Below are 16,449 nucleotides of genomic sequence, written 5' to 3'. Positions count from 1 at the left end.
GTTTACTCCCCTTGGTGTCCCCGATACTCGATATAGCGGGCGAGCCCTAGCGTAGCCAGGAAGGCAAATAAGGCCAGCGCAATGGCCACATCCAGAAAAGCGGTCTGGCCGCTGACCAGCGCATACAGGGCTGCCAAGGCCACCGAGACCGAGGTAATCAGGTCGAGCCCCACCACCCGATCTGCCAGGCTGGGGCCTTTGACCAGCCGATAAACTGCCAAAGGAATGGTGAGCATCAGAACGACCAGAGCCCCCCCTAGGAAACTCATCGGGTCACCTCCAGTACGGCTTTTTCCAGGCTTTCGTGGGTAGACTCGATCACCTTTTGCGGGTCGTCCACAAACATCCCGTGCACATAGAGCACCTTACGGTCAGAAGAGACGTCCAGGCTCAGGGTGCCTGGTGTGAGCGTAATCAGGTTGGCCAGCAAGGTGATCTCGAGGTCGCTCTTGGCCTGCAGCGGATAGGCAATGATACCGGGCTTAATCTTCATGTCTGGCGAGAGCACCGCCTGAGCCACACGAATGCTGGACAGCACGATCTCCCACAGCATCAGGCCAGCAAAGCGGGGTAGTTTCCAGGCTAGGATAAAGTAGCGTTGGGACTGGGGGTCGAAGAGGGGCCGGGCCAGCAGCAGAATCAGGAAACAAAGGGCAAAGCCAATTAGGAAATTCCCGAGGGTAAAGGCTTCGGTCACGGCCATCCAGAAGATGGTTAGCACCACGTTGTGGACAAAAGCTCTCATCGGCTCACCCCCAGAACAACTTGAATATACTGGCTGGGATCCAGCAGTTCCTGGGCAGCAGTCTGGGACAAACGCAGCAAAGGGTCTGCCCACAAGCCAATCCCTACACTGAGCAGCACCAGCCCAGCGATCGGCAGGGTCAGGGCAAACCATCCGCCGGTAGCCCCCGGAGTGAACCTGTAACTTTTCGGGGGGGGATTTTTCCAGAAGGCTTCAGCAAACACAATGCCCATCGAGAGCAGGGTCAGAAGGCCCACCAGCAGCGCTGCGGCTACAATCCAGTACTGTTCGGCCTGTAAACCTGCTGTTACCAGGGTGAGCTTGGCCCAAAAGCCCGAAAAAGGGGGAATCCCAGCCAGCGAAAGTGCGGGCAACAGAAACAAGACTGCCAGCCAGGGATGACTCCGGTACAGCCCGCCCAACGAAACCAATACCCCAGTGCCTTGCAGGCGGTAGATCAGGCCCGCGATCAAGAACAGGGCCGAAATGATGATCATGTGGTTTAGGGCATAAAACACCGAGCCAGTTAGGGCCAGTGGAGTCAGGATGCCCAGCCCCATCAGCATGTAGCCGATATGGCTCACCAGTTGGAAGGACAGGATGCGCCGAATTTCCCCTTGGGCCAGCGCCGAAAGCACCCCCAGTAGCAGCGTCAGTCCGGCGATCCACAGAATTACGCTATGGGTAAATGCCGTCTCGTGGGTGAAGAGCAGTGTGAAGACCCGGATCAGCGCGTAGACCCCCACCTTGGTCAGGAGCCCGGCAAACAAAGCCGAAATCATCGCCGGAGGTGCTGGGTAGGAGGCAGGCAACCAGAAGAAGAAGGGAAACACCGCTGCCTTGAGGCCGAAAGCCACCAGAAAGAGCATGGCCAGAGCGCTTAGCAGACCCGTGGGTACCTCTTGCACTCGCGTCGCTAGGTCGGCTAGGTTGAGGGCCCCGGTGGCTCCGTACAAGAGTCCCACCGCACTCAGGAACAGCACCGAGGACAAGAGCGAAACCGCGAAGTACTTGACCCCCCCCGATAGCTGGGCCTTGTCGCCGCCCAGAACCATTAGAACAAACGAAGAGAGCAGCAACACCTCAAACCATACATATAAGTTGAACAGGTCGCCGGTCAGGAAAGCCCCATTGACCCCTACCAGCAAGAAGTTGGTGAGGGCATAATAGCCCAGAGCCTCGCGCGCAGTGTCGTTTGCAGCCAGTGCATAGAGCGCTACCGCCAGGGCCACGATCCCCGTTACTACCACCATCAAGGCCGAAAGGTGGTCGGCTACAAAGGTGATGCCAAAAGGGGCTTGCCAGTCGCTAATCTGCACTGCGCTAATGCCGCGTTGACCAACCTGATTCAGGAGGGTTAGAGCGGCCGCCAGCAGCGCCAGGGCACCGACCAGACTGAAATAGCGCTGCGCCCGACGGTAGGGAACCACCAGGCATAAGAGGGCCGTGGTAAGGGGGATAATGAGGGGGAGGACAATGAGCCAGCTCATGAGGGGATTTGCTCCTGCGAAGGTTGGGTTGGGTCGTGGGGTTCATCTACCAGCGAGGGGATGGGAGCAGGTTCAAAAGCCTCGAGCATCTCCTCACCGTTGAGGGTGCCCAATACCTGCTGGGCTCGAAAAAACAACACAATGCCAAAAGCGGCCAAGGCAAACCCAATCACGATAGCAGTCAGGATCAGGGCCTGGGGCAGGGGGTTGGCGATGGGCTGGGCCACCCCACCATTGCTGTGGATGAGGGGGGGGAACTGGCTGCCCAAACGGCCTGCGGTAAAGATCAGCAGGTTGGCGGCGTTGCCCACCACCAGGAACCCAATCAAAAACTGAATCAGATGGGGACGCAGCATCAGGTAGACCCCTACGGCAAAAAGGCCTCCTACCAGAAAGGCCAGCAGGATTTCCATCAGGGAGCCTCCTGGTTGAGAGCGCTCTCCTCGAGCGCAAAGATGGCCGCGAGCAGTGCCCCGAACACGGTCAGATAGACCCCTATATCGAAGATCACCGGGGTGCCAATCTTGACTCCAAAGACCGTAAACCACTCACCCGCCATGAAGGGCCGCTGGCTGGACAGAGACGGAAAGGCGCTGAGCAGCGCAATCAGTAGGCCGACTCCCACCAGGCGCAGGGGGCGGACTGGTAGCAGCTTGCGTGAGGCTGCTAGCCCGTGGGCCAGTGCATAGAGCGCATAGGCCCCGACTGCCACCAAAGCCCCAATGAAACCACCCCCTGGCTCGTTGTGACCACGCAAGAGCAAGAACAGCGAGAGCAGAATCAGGAGGGTGAAAAGGAACCTCGAGGCGGTCTGCAGAATCAGGGTATTCAAGGTGGCTCCTATGAGATGCACGGAGCTGGTTGTACCCCGAAGAGGATCGTCTTCCTTATCGTTGCGAGTGCGCCACCTGAGCAGGGCATACACCCCCAGCCCTGCCAGTCCTACCACAGAAATTTCACCGAAGGTATCCAGGGCGCGAAAATCCACCAAAATTACATTGACGATATTGCGTCCGAAGCCCTCGGGCAGACTCTTGTCGGTAAAGAAATTGCTCAGGTGCAACTCCAGCGGTTGTGATAACATCCCCAGCATTAGAAGGGTCATTAGACCCCCAAAACCCATGGCCACCACCGCATCGAGCGGTCGGCCCGCAGGCACTTGGCCAATCGTGGTGATTTGCAGCAGCACCAGAGCAATCAGGATGGCGGTCAGGGTTTCGACCAGGAACTGGGTGATTGAGAGGTCGGGGGCGTTTTGCAGCATGAATAAGATCGCAACCCCTGCGCCTACGATCCCCACCACTACCACCATTCCCAGGTGTGAGCGCAAACCCAGCGCGATGATGGCCCCCAGGAGCATCATGGCCATCAGCACTACCTGAGCCGGGTTGACTTCCGAGGCATTCGAGGGCCAGAGCAGGGTTCCCGAGTGCAGCAGGGCCAGCCCCACCAACCCTACCAGCCCGGCAAAAGTCCAGATCAGATAGGCCCGCAGCGAGCCGCTCTGCAACAGCCCTGTGACACCCGCTGCAAGACGCATCAGTCCGCGCAACAGGGCATTGTAGCCATTCTCGGGGCCGGGCACCGGGTCGGTAACCATCCAGGCCTGTAGGCGGGGATAGAGGAAGTAGAGCCCTACCCCCAGCAGCACCGTCAGGAGGCTCAGGAGCAAGGCCAGGTTGAAGCCGGGCCAGAGCTTCAGGTGGTAGGCCACAGCCTGACCCTTTACCGCGCTGGCCACCGCATCGGCCAGGGGGTTATAGAGCCCCGGAAACAAGCCAAGCAAGAGCCCCAACCCCGCCAGCACCAAGGGCCCCAGCCACAGGCTGGGCGGCCCCTCGTGTACCTCCTGGGGCGGCTGGCCCCGGAAGAAAGGCACCACCAGCAGCAGCGCCAGCATGGCCCCCACCGCAAAGCCCAGCACCGCCAGCCCCACCATCCAGGCCGGGGCTGCCTGCAGCGCGGCCACATAGAGCACTTCCTTGCCGATAAAGCCCAGCACCGGCGGCAACCCGGCCAGCGAAAGCGCGGCCAGCACCACCGCCACCCCGGTGAGGGGCATCACCCGGAAAAGGCCCCCGAGCTGGGTGATGTCGCGGGTGCCGGCCTCGTGGTCCACCGCGCCCGCCGCCATAAAGAGCCCGCCCTTGTAGAGCGAGTGGGCCAGCAAAAAGGCGGCAAAGCCCATGGCCGCATAGTAGTCGGTGAGGGGCACCAGCCCGATTAAGAACACCAGCGCCCCCAGGGCGGCCACCGTGGAGTAGGCCAGCAGGCGCTTGAGGTCGGTGTGGCGGAAGGTGAGGGTGGCCCCGGTGAGCAGGGTGGCCAGCCCAAAGACCATCAGGGCGCTGCTCCAGACCTCGCTGCCGCCCAGGGCCGGCTGGAGCCGGGCCAGCAGGTAGACCCCAGCCTTGACCATGGTGGCCGAGTGCAGGTAGGCCGAGACCGGGGTGGGGGCTTCCATAGCGTTGGGCAGCCAGAAGTGGAAGGGAAACTGCGCCGACTTGGTAAAGGCTCCCAGAAGCACCAGGATGAGGGCGGGCAGATAGAGCGGATGCTCGCGCAGTAGCTGGCCCTGGCCCAGCAGCTCGGAAATCTCCATCGAGCCGCCCATGAGGGCCAGGAGAATCAGCCCGGTCAGCAGAGCCAGCCCTCCACCCGCCGTTACCAGTAAAGCCTGGGTGGCGGCCCGGCGCGACTTGAACTCGCTGTGGCTGAAGCCAATCAGCAGGTACGAGGTGAGGCTGGTCAGCTCCCACATCACGAACAGGGTCACGATGTTGTCGGCCAGCACCAGCCCCAGCATGGAGGCCATGAAGAGCAAAATGATCAGGTAGAACCGGCCCAGGTCAGGGTGGCCCTTCAGGTAGCCGCCCGAGTAGATCACAATAAAGGCGCCGATGCCGGTGATGAGCAGGGCGAACAGTAGCGAAAGCCCATCCAGGTAGAAGGAAAAGTTGACCCCCAGGCTGGGCACCCAGGCCAGGCTGTGCCGGAGGGTCTGGCCCCCCACCACGTCCGGCAGCAGGCTGGCAAAGTAGACTGCAAGGCCCAGCGGCAACAGGGCCAGTACCCAGCCTGCCGCGCTGCCCAGCCAGCGGTAGAGCCACGGTGCCGTAAGAGCTCCTAAAAAAGCGACGATGCTAGCGACCACCATAGATTGCTCCGGTAAAAACCCCCCACAACATAACAAAGGGTAGAGACCTTTGACAGTCTCCACCATAAGTGCTGCTTACAGGCAGCTTTGGTTTTCCAGGGCGCATTATACCGATTTTGGTAACACAAGCCCTATACCACCGGCTCCCGACCCAGCATCCGATGTATGGCCCGGCCCAAGCGCTTGATGCCTTCTTCGATCTGTTCGCGTGAGGCGCTCGAGTACGAAAGCCGCAGGGTGTTCTTGCCGCTGCCATCGGCAAAGAAGGGCTGCCCCGGCACGAAGGCTGTTTTTTCCTCCACCGCCTTTTTGAGGAGCTCGAGGCTGTCCAGTCCGGCGGGGGCGGTGAGCCAGAAGAACATGCCCCCTTTCGGCACAATCCAGCCCATGTCCTCGGGCATGTATTTTTGCAGGGCCAGCAACATCCAGTGGCAACGGGCCTGGTAGGTCTGGCGGATTTTGTCGATCTGTGCTCGGTACCAGGCCCCATCCCGCACCAGCTCGTAGACCAGCATCTGGTTCAGGGTGGGGGTGTGCAGGTCGGCGCCCTGCTTGGCAAAGGTGATTTTTTGAATCAGCGGCCGGGGTCCCACCACCCAGGCCACCCGCAGGCCAGGGGCCAGGGTCTTGGAGGTGGTGCTAAGGTAGATCACATTGCCGCCACCCAGCGCGTGGTCGAGGGCGTAGAGGGTGGGCAGGGGCTTCCCATCAAAGTACAGCTCGGCGTAGGCGTCGTCTTCCAGGATGGGGGTCCGGTATTTGCGGGCCAGCTCGACGATGGCCTTGCGCCGCTCCAGACCCATCAGCCGGCCCGAGGGGTTCTGGAAGGTGGGCAGCACGTACATAAACTTTACGGGATGGGCTTTGAGGGCGGCCTCGAGCGCCCCCAGCTCCAGCCCCTCTTCGTCCATATCCACCGAAACATACTGGGGCTCGTAGGGGTTGAAAGCGCTCAGCGCCCCCAGGTAGGTGGGGGCCTCTACCAGCACCCTCGAGCCGGGGTCGATCAGCACCTTGCCAATGAGATCGAGACCCTGCTGGGAGCCCGAGACTATCTGCACATTCTCGGGGGTGGCACCGGGTACGCGGCTGGCAATCCACTCCCGCAGGGGCAGGTGGCCCTCGGTGGTGCTGTACTGCAAGGCCTGAACCCCCTGCTCACGCAGGATGCGTTGGGTGGCCTCGCCGATGCGCTCTATGGGGAAGAGATCGGCTGCCGGCAGCCCCCCCGCAAAGCTGATGTAACCCGGCTGGGTGGTGAGCTTGAGGATTTCGCGGATGGTTGAGGCCTGGATGCGCCGTGTGCGGGCCGCGAAACGGGGTTCAAAGTTGGTTTCTAGGTTTTCCACCCTTCCAGTCTACCCCGCATATATGACGTTTTGTATAGTTCGTGTTGCAAAGGCGTCAGAAAAAGCCCAAGATCCACAGCGCACTTGGGCCACGGTCCATCAACTGCCCGGTCAGCGGTGAAACTCCGGTTCAAACAGCCGGGCGTACTCGTCGAGGGCAAAGCGGTCGGTCATACCGGCGATGTAGTCACAGGCGGCACGGTGGATGCCCTCGGTCTCGGCGGCTTTTTGCACCTGGGGGGGCAGGATGCGGGGGTCCTGGGTGTAGGCCTCAAAGAGCTTTTCCAGCACAAAGCGCGACTTGCCCACCTGCCGCACCACGTAGTAGTGGTGGTAGAGGTTGGCGTACAGGAAGTCGCGCAGCTCGTCCAGTTGCCGGGTGAGGGTCTCGGAATAAACCGCCAGGGGGGCTGGGTGCTGCCGGACGGCCTCGAGGCTATCTATCCGGTGCTGCTCGAGCAGCGCATGGGTGGCGGTGATGGTGTCGGTGATGATCAGGCCCAAAAGCTCGCGGATAAAAACCCGGCGGCTCATCTCGTCGAAGCGGTCGGGGTGCATACCCAGCTCTCCCAGCAAGTCCCGCAAAAGCTCGACCTCCCAGAGCTGGCCGGCCACCAGGAGCTCCGAGCGCAGGCCGTCGTCGAGGTCGTGGGCGTTGTAGGCGATCTCGTCGGCCAGGTTGACGATCTGGGCCTCGAGGCTGGGGCGCAGGTGGGGCTCGTAGCCCTCGGCGTCGGGCAGGTCGTAGCGGGTCTCGTGCTTGACGATGCCCTCGCGGGTCTCCCAGCACAGGTTAAGGCCGCGAAAGCCGGGGTAGCGCTGCTCGAGGTAGGTCACGATGCGCATGGACTGCTGGTTGTGGTCGAAGCCGCCGTGCCCCTGCATCAGGCCGTCCAGCACCGCCTCGCCCGAGTGCCCAAAGGGCGGATGCCCGAGGTCGTGGGCAAAGGCGATGGTCTCGGTGAGCTCGGGGTTCAGCCCCAGGGCCCGGGCGATGGAGCGGGCCACCTGGGCCACCTCGAGGGTGTGGGTCAGGCGGGTGCGGTAGTAGTCCCCCTCGAAGTTCACAAACACCTGGGTTTTGTACTGCAAGCGCCGGAAGGCGGTGGTGTGGTTGACGCGGTCGCGGTCTTTCTGGAAGGGGGTGCGGTAGCGCGACTCGGGCTCGGGGTATTCGCGGCCCCGGCTCTGGCCCGACTTAACGGCGTAAGGGGCAAGGTTCTGGGCCTCGAGGGCCTCGAGGCGGCTGCGTTCGAACAACATGCGCCCAGTTTACGCTGGCCCCGTGCCCCTGACAAACCGGCTCTACGAGAAGCTTCGCCCCCTGAACCGTGTTTTCGCACGCTTCTTGCCGGAGCCGCATGGCGAAGGAAAATCAGTGGCAGGGCACTTGTATTTGCAAAGATTCTCGTTCAACGGGCCAAAGCAGACCCTCATACATTTTGCCTTCGCTCGAGGTATCACGGTCTGGATGATGCGTGTTCTATTCTGCGGCCTTATCACCCTGCTGGCCCTCTCGGCCTGTGCGCCCAGCGTTACCGAGGTGCGGCGCTTCGATTTGATTGTGCAGAACCAGTGCACCGGCCCCAACCAGACCGTGTTTTTTTACATCAACGGAGAGTTTATCGGAACCGTGCGGGGCTCGAGGCTCTTTCCCAGCCTGCGCGAAGGCCGCTATGAGCTACGGGCCGAGGGCACCCAGCCCGGCCAGCCCGGATTTCTGCGCTTTAGCCGCTCGCTGATGCTCAACAAAGACACCGTCTGGACGCTGTGTCCCTAGCGCCGGTTCATACGCATTTCGGTAGTATCGTTCAATTTGTCAAGCCTAAACGACACTACCGAAATGCTTTTCTACTCCCTTCGGTCGGCTTGAATCCTTCACCTCTGACTACGTCCAACGGTGAAGGATTCAAGCGGAAACTGTATCAGTCCTGGCCCTGCAAGCCCGTTATGAGCTTGTCCAGGTCGGTGGGGGTGGTGTAGTGGGCGATGGAGGCCCGGATGGCCCCTCGGGGCCACAGGCCCAGGGCCTGCATGGGCATGGTGGCGTAGTAGTGCCCGGACGCTACCCCCACGCCCAGCCTGGCTAGGCGTTCGGCCACGGCCATGGGTGGCTGGCCCTGCAGGTTGAAGCAAAAAGTGCCCACCCGGCCCTGGGGCGTGGGTAGCCCGTAAAGCTCGAGGCCGGGAATGTGCTGGAGTCGCTCGAGGGCTTCGGCGACCAGCGGTTGTTCGATGGCCTCGATCTGCCGGTAGGCCGCCTGCAAGCCCGCGCGCCCCGGCTGGCCGCCCCCCAGCTCGCTTCTCAGGTAGTCCAGGGTGCCCAGCCAGCCGGCCATGCACTCGTGGTTGTTGGTGCCCGGCTCAAACTTGAGCAGGCTGTCGTCCGGGATGAACCACAGCTTGTCGGTGGGGAGCTGCGCGATAAGCGCCTCGCGCACGTACAGGAAGGCCAGGTGGGGGCCAAACACCTTGTAGGCTGAGAAAAAGGCCATGTCTACCCCGCTGGCCTCTACGTCGGGCAGGTGGTGGGGGCTGTAATGCACCATGTCGGTAATGCACCAGGCCCCTACCGCGTGGGCAATTTCGGCGGCAGCGGCCACATCGGGGGTGGTGCCCAGCGAGTTGGCCGCCGAGGTCACCGCCACCAGCCGGGTTCTGGGCGTGACCAAGGCCCGGAGGTCGGCGGGCTCGAGCCGGCCCCCTTCGTCCCAACGGGCTTTCCAGACCTTGACCCGCACCCCGACTTCTTCCAAGTTGCGCCAGGGCGAGGCGTTGGCCTCGTGCTCGAGCTCGGAAATCACCACCTCGTCGCCCTCGCCCCATAGCCGGGCAAAGGCCCTCGATAGGATAAAGGTAAGGGCGGTGGCACTCGGCCCAATCGCTACCTCGCTGGGTTTGCAGTTGAAAAAGGCCGCGGTTTCTTCGCGCGTGCGCTCGCGCACCTGCGTAGCGGCTTGTGAGCCGGGGTAGGGCATGCCCACGTTGCAGCTCGAGCTGGCCAGAAACTGCGCAATGCCCTCGATGCACTGCCTGGGAACCTGGGCGCCAGCGGCATTGTCGAGAAAGCTAAATCCACCGGCTAGAGCAGGAAACTGGGTTCGAAGCGACATGCTTGATTCTAACGGGTATTGCTGGTATTTGACCTTTGCATCAGCTTTTCCATGGCCGTCAAAGGGACATTTGAATCTGGTCAATGGAGTGAATAGGTAGAAATATCAAAGTGCTACCAATAACAGGAGGTAAAGCCTATGTTGTCAAGGGTACTTGTTATAACTGCGCTATTTGGGCTCGCGGGTTTCCTGGTGGTGGGTGCGCAACAAACAGGTGTGCCTGCTTGGCCGGGCATTACCACCGCCGACGACAAACCCAATGGGTGTGTGGATTGTCACCGACAGACTGCCAACCGAGACCTTAGATTGTCCACCACCTTGCGGCTCTGGGCAACCCAGGGTAGTCCCAAGGAGGCCATTAACGTCGCACAAGCCGTTTTCCCGAGGGCTACTGCTCTGCTGGGGCGGCATCCGGATGTAACCCAGATTATTACAACCGGAGCCGTGCCGATTCCAACCCAGTGCATCGCCTGCCACAAAAGCCAGGGGCGGCCCATTACCTCAGTCATTCACCTGCTCCACCTGAGCCGGAACCCCGATTTCGTTTCCAACCGCTTTACCTTTGCGGAACGATCCGGAAATAACTGCACAAGCTGCCACGCAGTCAACGTCAACACCGGCGCCATGACCATCAAGGCCGGTACAGAACAGCGGTAGTACTCTGCTCAGCGCCGCGCACTGGCCCGTGCGTTAGTGAACGCTAAATCGTCGCTGCGAGAACTTCTGGGCAGCGGAGGGCCTGAAGTGGTTCGTGTGACCTCGAGACGATGGTTGAATTGTTTTACGTCCGCTGGTTCAGGCCCGCTTGAACAGCAAAGTGGCGTTCATGCCGCCAAAAGCGAAGGAGTTTGAGAGGGCATACTCCACCTGCTTTTCTTTGGGGGTGTTGGGCACATAGTCGAGGTCGAGTTCCGGGTCGGGGTCGTCGAGGTTAATGGTGGGGGGTAGTACCCCGGAAACCAGGGCCTGGATGCTGGCTATCGCTTCGATAGCCCCTGCTGCGCCCAGCAGATGCCCAATCATGCTCTTGGTGGACGAGACCGAGAGCTTGTAGGCGTGTTCGCCAAAGACCTTTTTGATGGCCAGGGTCTCGGCTTTGTCCCCGACCGGCGTGGAGGTGCCGTGGGCGTTGATATAGCCGACCTGCTCGGAGCTCACCTTGGCATCCCTGAGGGCCGCCTGCATGGCCAGGGCCGCACCCTTGCCCTCGGGGTGGGGCTCGGTGATGTGGTGGGCGTCGGCACTGCGGCCAAAACCCACCAACTCGGCATAGATTCGCGCACCCCTGGTTTTGGCCCGCTCGTACTCTTCCAGCACCAGCACCGCGGCCCCTTCCGAGAGCACAAAGCCGTCGCGGCTCTTGGTGAACGGGCGGCTGGCCTTCGCGGGCTCATGGTTGCGGGTCGAGAGGGCCCGCATCACCCCAAAGCTGCCAATGGCCATCTCTGTAACCACCGCCTCGGTACCGCCGGTGAGCATCACATCGGCCTCGCCCAGTTGAATCACCCGGAAAGCGTTGCCGATGGCATCTGAACCCGTCGCACAAGCCGTCACCACCGTGGAGGAGGGCCCCATGAAGCCATATTTCATGGCCAGTTGGCCCGAAGCCATGTTGGCAATCATCATGGGGATGAAGAAAGGGGAGAGGCGGGTGCCGCCCTTCTCGAAGAGCACCTTGCTCTGCTCCTGCCAGGTGATCATGCCCCCAATGCCGGTTCCAATCAGGGTACCGATGCGGGTGGGGTCTTCTTTCTCGACCTCCAGCCCCGAATCCTGCAAGGCCAGGTGCCCGGCGATCAGGGCCAGTTGGGTGAAGCGATCCAGGCGGCGCAGCTCGCGCTTATCTATGTACGCCTCGGGGTTGACGTCCACCTCGCCTGCAATCTGCACGGGATAGCTCGAGGCATCGAACTGGGTGATCCGGCGGATGCCCGACCTGCCCTCGAGCTGGGCTTTGTGGAAGGCTTCGGCTCCGATGCCATTGGGGGCCACCGGGCCAATTCCGGTAACAACGACGCGACGCATGAGGGCCATTATAGACCACGGCCGGAATTGCTATAAGCCCAGGCCGAGCATGGCCAGCTTGCAGTCTGCGTGACCTTTCCCAGGGCCTTGTCGCTCCCGTATACTAAAGGACGGTGATGTATGGCTGGTCATAGCAAATGGGCACAAATTAAGCGCAAAAAAGCGGCTAACGACCTTAAGAAAGGCAAGGTGGTGAGTAAATACCTGCGCCTTATCGCAGCAGCGGCTAGGGCGGGGGGAAGTGCAGACCCGGCGGCCAATGTCAACCTGCGCAACCTGGTTGAGGCGGCCAAAAACGCCGACGTTCCCAACGACAACATCGAACGCCTTTTGAAGCGTCTGGCCGGGGGTGACGACGAGGGCAGCCACTACGAGGAAGTGGTTTACGAAGGGTATGCGCCGGGTGGGGTGGCGATTATTGTGAATGCCCTCTCCGACAACCGCAACCGCACGGCCTCCGAAGTGCGTCACATCTTCAACAAGCACGGGGGCAGCCTGGGGGCTAGCGGGTCGGTCTCGTGGCAGTTCGACCGGCGGGGCTATATCTGGGTTGAGCCCAACACCGAGGCCGCGCAGGAAGCTGCTATCGAGGCCGGAGCGATTGATCTTCAGGAGAGCGAAGAAGGTATGGAAATCTACACCGACCCCCAGGAAGTCTATGCCGTAGCCAACGCCCTCAAGGCCAAAGGCTTCAAGCCCGAAGACACCGAGATCACCATGGTGCCGCAAAACACCATGAGCCTGAGCCAGGAAGAGGCCGAGAAGGTGCTGCGCATGGTGGAAGCCCTGGAAGAGCTCGACGATGTGCAGAACGTGTACACCAACCTGAACCTCGATAACGTCTCGATCGGGGCCTAGGTATGTCCCAACCCATTGTGGTGGTGGACTACGACCCTACCTGGCCCCAAGTTTTTGAACGGCTCCGGGCGCCGGTCTGGCGGGCAGTACAGGATTTTGCCCTGGCCATCGAGCACGTGGGCAGTACCTCGGTGCCGGGACTGGCCGCCAAGCCCATCATAGATATGGATGTGGTCATCGCCTCTGCCGCCCTAATTCCTCTGGCCATCGAACGCCTGGGAACGCTGGGCTATGTCCACCGGGGCAACCTGGGTATCGAGGGGCGGGAAGCCTTCCAACAACCGGCCCACCTGCCGCTGCATCACCTGTATGTTTGTCTGCAAGACAGCGTGAGCCTGCGCAACCACCTGGCCTTGCGGGACTATCTCCGGGCTCATCCCGCGGCGGTACAGGCGTATGGTGCCCTCAAGAAGCGTCTTGCCCAGGAGCATGCCCACAACATCGAGGCTTATATCGAGGCCAAAAGCGACCTGATTCTATCCATGCTGGCTCAAACCGGTTTCGAGACCGAGCAGATAGCCGCCATTCGAGAACAGAACCGGGCCAAACCCTGACCGGGTGTACTGCATACTCTCGGGCCCAATAGGATGCAAGCTCACAGCCAGGCTGAAGGAAGACTGGCTAATCTTAATCAGCAGGCAGGGTTGGCTCTGCCTCGAGTGTCCCAGAATGGTATCCATAGTGGAACGGTTTAGAGAGGATGTGCGGGCCGTGCTGGACCGAGACCCGGCGGCCAGGGGTGCCCTCGAGGCCATCCTGTTCAGTCCGGGGATGCACGCCTTGTGGATGCACCGGCTCAACCACTGGCTCTGGCGGGCCAATTTCAAGCTACTGGCCCGCATTCTGGCCCACTTTACCCGCATGCTCACGGGGGTCGAGATTCACCCTGGCGCCCGCATTGGCCGCCGGGTGGTGATTGACCACGGCATGGGCATTGTAATTGGCGAGACCGCTGAGGTGGGCGATGATGTGCTGATGTACCACGGGGTGACCCTGGGCGGCACCGGCTTCACCCGCGAGAAGCGCCACCCCACCATTGGCAAGGGGGTGCTGCTGGGGGCCCATGCGGTGGTGCTGGGGCCTATCGTGGTGGGCGATGGGGCCAAAATTGGGGCCGGGGCGGTGGTCACCAAACCCGTGCCCCCCGGTGCAACCGCCATCGGGAACCCGGCGCAGATTGTCGTTCGGGAAGAGGCGCTCGAACCTGTGGAAGCCTAGCCTCTACAGAATCAGCATGGCATCGCCCAGGCTATAAAACCGGTAGCGCTCAGCCACCGCGGTCCGGTAGGCCTGTTTCATCAGCGCGTGCCCCATAAAGGCCGAGACCAGCATCAGCAGGGTGGATTTGGGCAGGTGAAAGTTGGTAATCAGCGCGTCTATCACGTTGAACCTGAACCCTGGGCGTATAAATAGCTGGGTCTCGCCGCTGCCCGCTCGCACGCCGCCTAGCTCGGCGCTGTAGGCGGTCTCGAGGGTGCGTACCACTGTTGTGCCCACCGCAATCACCCGCCGCCCTTCGGCCCTGGCGCGGTTGACTGCCTCGGCAGTTTGCGGCGAAACCTCGTAGGGCTCCAAATGCATCACGTGCCGGTCGGGGTCGTCCTGGACGGGCTTGAAGGTGCCGGGGCCCACATGCAGGGTGACGTATTGAACATCCACCCCCAGCCCCCGCACCCTGTCCAGCAGTTCGGGGGTAAAGTGCAGCCCCGCCGTGGGGGCGGCCACCGAGCCGGGGGTTTTGGCGTACACGGTCTGGTAGCGGGCCGGGTCTACCGAGGCCTGGATGTAGGGGGGCAGCGGCATCTTCCCAATGTTTTCCAGGTGTTCCCAGACATTGCCGGAAAACCTGAGCAGCCGGGTTCCGTCTGCTTCGATGGCCTCCACGGTAGCGAAGAGCCCATCGGGAAAGGTCAGCCTCGAGCCCACCTTAGCCCGCCTGGCAGGTTTGAGCAGGGCCTCCCAGAGCCCCTCACTGGAGGGAATTTCCCGCACCAACAGCACCTCGAGCCCCGTTCCGTGTGGATTGGTGGCAAAGGTGCGGGCCGGAATCACCTTGCTCTGGTTGAGCACCAGCACATCCCCCGCCCGAAGGTACTGGGGCAGGTCGCGGAAGATGTGGTGCTCAATCTGGCCAGTGTGGCGCTCAACCACCATCAACCGCGAGGCGTCGCGGGGCTCGGCCCCGCTCTGGGCGATGAGTTCGGAGGGTAGTGGGTAGTCAAAATCCTCGAGGTTCATGGAATTTAGGGTTAGGACTCGCTGCGCGGTATCAGGGTTCGCTCCCGTTCCTTGCTGGGCACAAAGGCATTCTCAATCTCGGGCAGGTGGATAAAGCGGTCTACAGCATCAATCAGCTTTTGCGAGGTGGTCTCCTTGAAGGCGATCACCTCAACCCGGAGGCCGCGTTCCATTAGCACCTCCACGATGTCCACAAAGTCACCGTCGCCGCTACCCAGCACCACCACATCCAGGGTGTGCATCAGCCGCACCATATCGGCGGCGATACCCATATCCCAGTTGCCTTCGTAGATGGGCTTGCCCTCGTCGGTGGTCTCCTTGAGGGTCAGGTTCATGCGGCGCACCCGGAAGCCAATGGTGGAGAGCTTATAGATAAAGGGCCAGGCCGAGGTGTCGTGTTCACGCTCAACCACGTAGGCGGTGGCCCGCACCAGTTGGCGGTTGGCCACGGCATAACGCATCAGGCTTTCGAAGTTGACGTTCTGCCCGTAGTAGTCGCGGGCTGAGTGGTAGAGGTTTTGGGTATCTACGAACAGGCCTACGCGCTGCTGAGGACTCCAACCGGGGATACGGCCAAAAGGGTCGTTCATCAAAGCTCCTTTTGAAAATTGAGACCTATAAAATGGGGCTAGCCCTCTGAAATTGTATCAAACCATACCACATGACAGGTATGCGGGGTTCCCCATGGATGGGCTTGTATAGGGCTGGTCGGGTTGCGAGGGGCCGACCGACAGCAATCCGCGACCGGCCTACTGCAAAGCCGCCAACTCGCGCCGGGCGCGCTCGAGGTCGAAACGGTCAGCGGCAGTTTTGGGAGCAATCGCCAAAGCGGCCCCATACTGCTTGCGGGCTTCTTCTTTCTTGCCCTGAGCGGCCAGCACCCCGGCCAGCTCTACTTTGTGGATGATGGTCTGGGGCTCGAGCTGGATGGCCTCGTTGAATAACGGCATAATCTGGTTGCCGTTGGCCCCATACAGCCAGCCCACGTTCTTGGAAATGAGCGAATGGTGCCACAGGGCCAGCGCAACCCTGGCCCCGGCATGGCGGGGGTTCAGGCGCAGGGTTTTGTCCAGGTTTTCCTTGATACCGCTGGCCAGCCCCAGGCTCTCCAGAATGCCCCGGTACTGCGAAAGGCGGCCCTGGGCTCGAGCCAGCTCAAAGTAGGCTTCGGCGCTGTTGCCGTCGGCCTGGATGGCCCGGCGGGCGGCGGCTTCGGCCCGGCCAAACCAGCCGGCTTTTTCGTTGTCCTTGGCTTGGTAGCCCGCGAAATAGCTGGCCGCTTTGGCAGCCAAAATCAGACCTTCAGCGCTGCCCAGGCGCAAGCCGGCTTCGTAGGCTTCTTGAAACTTGCCGTCGTCCACCAATTTTTCAACCGTTGCGGCGTTTTGGGCCAAACCCAGCGCCAACCCCAATACCAGAACCAGTACCAAACTTCTCACAGCTTCCTCCCTGGCGGCCAATGGCCTCATGCCAT

17 protein-coding genes are annotated in these 16,449 nt (G+C 61.5%); 5 read left to right on the top strand and 12 right to left on the bottom strand.

The window, feature by feature from the left end:
• Positions 1-2 precede the first annotated feature (2 nt).
• The 7 genes from WKI89_RS01480 to WKI89_RS01450 all read right to left on the bottom strand — a co-directional run bounded on the left by WKI89_RS01480 (position 3) and on the right by WKI89_RS01450 (position 8,004).
• A complete protein-coding gene (locus WKI89_RS01480; RefSeq protein ID WP_337867444.1) occupies positions 3-269 on the bottom strand; it encodes a monovalent cation/H+ antiporter complex subunit F in 267 nt (88 codons plus the stop codon).
• On the bottom strand, positions 266-745 hold the full coding sequence (locus WKI89_RS01475) for a Na+/H+ antiporter subunit E (protein ID WP_337867443.1): 480 nt from the start codon (positions 743-745) through the stop codon (positions 266-268). Before WKI89_RS01475 ends, WKI89_RS01480 begins: the two co-directional genes overlap by 4 nt.
• The gene (locus WKI89_RS01470; RefSeq protein ID WP_337867442.1) at positions 742-2,235 is read right to left on the bottom strand and encodes a Na+/H+ antiporter subunit D; all 1,494 of its coding nucleotides are present in this window, start codon (positions 2,233-2,235) and stop codon (positions 742-744) included. Before WKI89_RS01470 ends, WKI89_RS01475 begins: the two co-directional genes overlap by 4 nt.
• Positions 2,232-2,648 (bottom strand): NADH-quinone oxidoreductase subunit K, encoded by a 417-nt coding sequence (locus tag WKI89_RS01465; protein WP_337867441.1) that lies wholly within the window; start codon positions 2,646-2,648, stop codon positions 2,232-2,234. The genes WKI89_RS01470 and WKI89_RS01465 overlap by 4 nt, the downstream gene beginning before the upstream one ends.
• The gene (locus WKI89_RS01460; protein ID WP_337867440.1) at positions 2,648-5,392 is read right to left on the bottom strand and encodes a putative monovalent cation/H+ antiporter subunit A; all 2,745 of its coding nucleotides are present in this window, start codon (positions 5,390-5,392) and stop codon (positions 2,648-2,650) included. The genes WKI89_RS01465 and WKI89_RS01460 overlap by 1 nt, the downstream gene beginning before the upstream one ends.
• A 131-nt stretch (positions 5,393-5,523) precedes the next feature.
• Positions 5,524-6,741, bottom strand: coding sequence for a PLP-dependent aminotransferase family protein (locus WKI89_RS01455; protein ID WP_337867439.1), 1,218 nt, complete (start codon positions 6,739-6,741; stop codon positions 5,524-5,526).
• Positions 6,742-6,852: 111 nt separating this feature from the next.
• Positions 6,853-8,004: a deoxyguanosinetriphosphate triphosphohydrolase gene (locus tag WKI89_RS01450; RefSeq protein ID WP_337867438.1), complete on the bottom strand. Its 1,152-nt coding sequence runs from the start codon at positions 8,002-8,004 to the stop codon at positions 6,853-6,855.
• A gap of 208 nt (positions 8,005-8,212) precedes the next feature.
• Here WKI89_RS01450 and WKI89_RS01445 point away from each other — a divergent pair, with 208 nt between their 5' ends.
• Positions 8,213-8,521 carry a hypothetical protein gene (locus WKI89_RS01445; RefSeq protein WP_337867437.1) on the top strand — a complete coding sequence of 103 codons (309 nt, stop codon included), beginning with the start codon at positions 8,213-8,215 and terminating at the stop codon, positions 8,519-8,521.
• 145 nt (positions 8,522-8,666) lie between these two features.
• Here the strand turns inward: WKI89_RS01445 and WKI89_RS01440 are convergent, their stop codons facing one another.
• Entirely contained in the window at positions 8,667-9,854 is a 1,188-nt protein-coding gene (locus WKI89_RS01440) for a cysteine desulfurase-like protein (protein WP_337867436.1), read from the bottom strand.
• 138 nt (positions 9,855-9,992) lie between these two features.
• On the opposite strand from WKI89_RS01440, the gene WKI89_RS01435 reads away from it, so the two are divergent.
• Positions 9,993-10,511, top strand: coding sequence for a hypothetical protein (locus tag WKI89_RS01435; protein ID WP_337867435.1), 519 nt, complete (start codon positions 9,993-9,995; stop codon positions 10,509-10,511).
• A 138-nt stretch (positions 10,512-10,649) separates the two neighbouring features.
• Here the strand turns inward: WKI89_RS01435 and fabF are convergent, their stop codons facing one another.
• Entirely contained in the window at positions 10,650-11,879 is a 1,230-nt protein-coding gene (gene fabF, locus WKI89_RS01430) for a beta-ketoacyl-ACP synthase II (protein WP_337867434.1), read from the bottom strand.
• 120 nt (positions 11,880-11,999) lie between these two features.
• Between fabF and WKI89_RS01425 the strand changes: the two genes are divergently transcribed.
• The 3 genes from WKI89_RS01425 to cysE all read left to right on the top strand — a co-directional run bounded on the left by WKI89_RS01425 (position 12,000) and on the right by cysE (position 13,955).
• Positions 12,000-12,737, top strand: a complete 738-nt coding sequence (locus tag WKI89_RS01425) for a YebC/PmpR family DNA-binding transcriptional regulator (protein ID WP_337867433.1) — start codon at positions 12,000-12,002, stop codon at positions 12,735-12,737.
• Positions 12,738-12,739: 2 nt separating this feature from the next.
• Positions 12,740-13,291 carry a GrpB family protein gene (locus WKI89_RS01420; protein WP_337867432.1) on the top strand — a complete coding sequence of 184 codons (552 nt, stop codon included), beginning with the start codon at positions 12,740-12,742 and terminating at the stop codon, positions 13,289-13,291.
• Between the two features lie 127 nt (positions 13,292-13,418).
• A complete protein-coding gene (gene cysE, locus WKI89_RS01415; RefSeq protein ID WP_337867431.1) occupies positions 13,419-13,955 on the top strand; it encodes a serine O-acetyltransferase in 537 nt (178 codons plus the stop codon).
• Between the two features lie 3 nt (positions 13,956-13,958).
• Here the strand turns inward: cysE and queA are convergent, their stop codons facing one another.
• From queA to WKI89_RS01400, 3 genes are all read right to left on the bottom strand, one after another.
• Complete coding sequence (gene queA, locus WKI89_RS01410) at positions 13,959-14,975, bottom strand: tRNA preQ1(34) S-adenosylmethionine ribosyltransferase-isomerase QueA (RefSeq protein ID WP_337867430.1); 1,017 nt, start codon at positions 14,973-14,975, stop codon at positions 13,959-13,961.
• Positions 14,976-14,986: 11 nt separating this feature from the next.
• Positions 14,987-15,565, bottom strand: a complete 579-nt coding sequence (locus WKI89_RS01405; RefSeq protein WP_337867429.1) for an NYN domain-containing protein — start codon at positions 15,563-15,565, stop codon at positions 14,987-14,989.
• A 159-nt stretch (positions 15,566-15,724) separates the two neighbouring features.
• Positions 15,725-16,444 (bottom strand): hypothetical protein, encoded by a 720-nt coding sequence (locus tag WKI89_RS01400; protein WP_337867428.1) that lies wholly within the window; start codon positions 16,442-16,444, stop codon positions 15,725-15,727.
• Positions 16,445-16,449 lie beyond the last annotated feature (5 nt).

Origin of the sequence: Meiothermus sp. (assembly GCF_037443965.1) — a bacterium.
Classification (GTDB): domain Bacteria; phylum Deinococcota; class Deinococci; order Deinococcales; family Thermaceae; genus Meiothermus.
The sequence above is the reverse complement of the archived record's forward strand: the minus strand, read 5'-3'. Positions and strand labels throughout refer to the sequence as shown.

What these genes read in the sequence shown, in the direction of transcription:
- WKI89_RS01480 (WP_337867444.1), bottom strand. Translation starts at nt 269, where the DNA reads ATGAGTTTCCTAGGGGGGGCTCTGGTCGTTCTGATGCTCACCATTCCT.
- WKI89_RS01475 (WP_337867443.1), bottom strand. Translation starts at nt 745, where the DNA reads ATGAGAGCTTTTGTCCACAACGTGGTGCTAACCATCTTCTGGATGGCC.
- WKI89_RS01470 (WP_337867442.1), bottom strand. Translation starts at nt 2,235, where the DNA reads ATGAGCTGGCTCATTGTCCTCCCCCTCATTATCCCCCTTACCACGGCC.
- WKI89_RS01465 (WP_337867441.1), bottom strand. Translation starts at nt 2,648, where the DNA reads ATGGAAATCCTGCTGGCCTTTCTGGTAGGAGGCCTTTTTGCCGTAGGG.
- WKI89_RS01460 (WP_337867440.1), bottom strand. Translation starts at nt 5,392, where the DNA reads ATGGTGGTCGCTAGCATCGTCGCTTTTTTAGGAGCTCTTACGGCACCG.
- WKI89_RS01450 (WP_337867438.1), bottom strand. Translation starts at nt 8,004, where the DNA reads ATGTTGTTCGAACGCAGCCGCCTCGAGGCCCTCGAGGCCCAGAACCTT.
- WKI89_RS01445 (WP_337867437.1), top strand. Translation starts at nt 8,213, where the DNA reads ATGATGCGTGTTCTATTCTGCGGCCTTATCACCCTGCTGGCCCTCTCG.
- WKI89_RS01440 (WP_337867436.1), bottom strand. Translation starts at nt 9,854, where the DNA reads ATGTCGCTTCGAACCCAGTTTCCTGCTCTAGCCGGTGGATTTAGCTTT.
- WKI89_RS01435 (WP_337867435.1), top strand. Translation starts at nt 9,993, where the DNA reads ATGTTGTCAAGGGTACTTGTTATAACTGCGCTATTTGGGCTCGCGGGT.
- fabF (WP_337867434.1), bottom strand. Translation starts at nt 11,879, where the DNA reads ATGCGTCGCGTCGTTGTTACCGGAATTGGCCCGGTGGCCCCCAATGGC.
- WKI89_RS01425 (WP_337867433.1), top strand. Translation starts at nt 12,000, where the DNA reads ATGGCTGGTCATAGCAAATGGGCACAAATTAAGCGCAAAAAAGCGGCT.
- WKI89_RS01420 (WP_337867432.1), top strand. Translation starts at nt 12,740, where the DNA reads ATGTCCCAACCCATTGTGGTGGTGGACTACGACCCTACCTGGCCCCAA.
- queA (WP_337867430.1), bottom strand. Translation starts at nt 14,975, where the DNA reads ATGAACCTCGAGGATTTTGACTACCCACTACCCTCCGAACTCATCGCC.
- WKI89_RS01405 (WP_337867429.1), bottom strand. Translation starts at nt 15,565, where the DNA reads ATGAACGACCCTTTTGGCCGTATCCCCGGTTGGAGTCCTCAGCAGCGC.
- WKI89_RS01400 (WP_337867428.1), bottom strand. Translation starts at nt 16,444, where the DNA reads ATGAGGCCATTGGCCGCCAGGGAGGAAGCTGTGAGAAGTTTGGTACTG.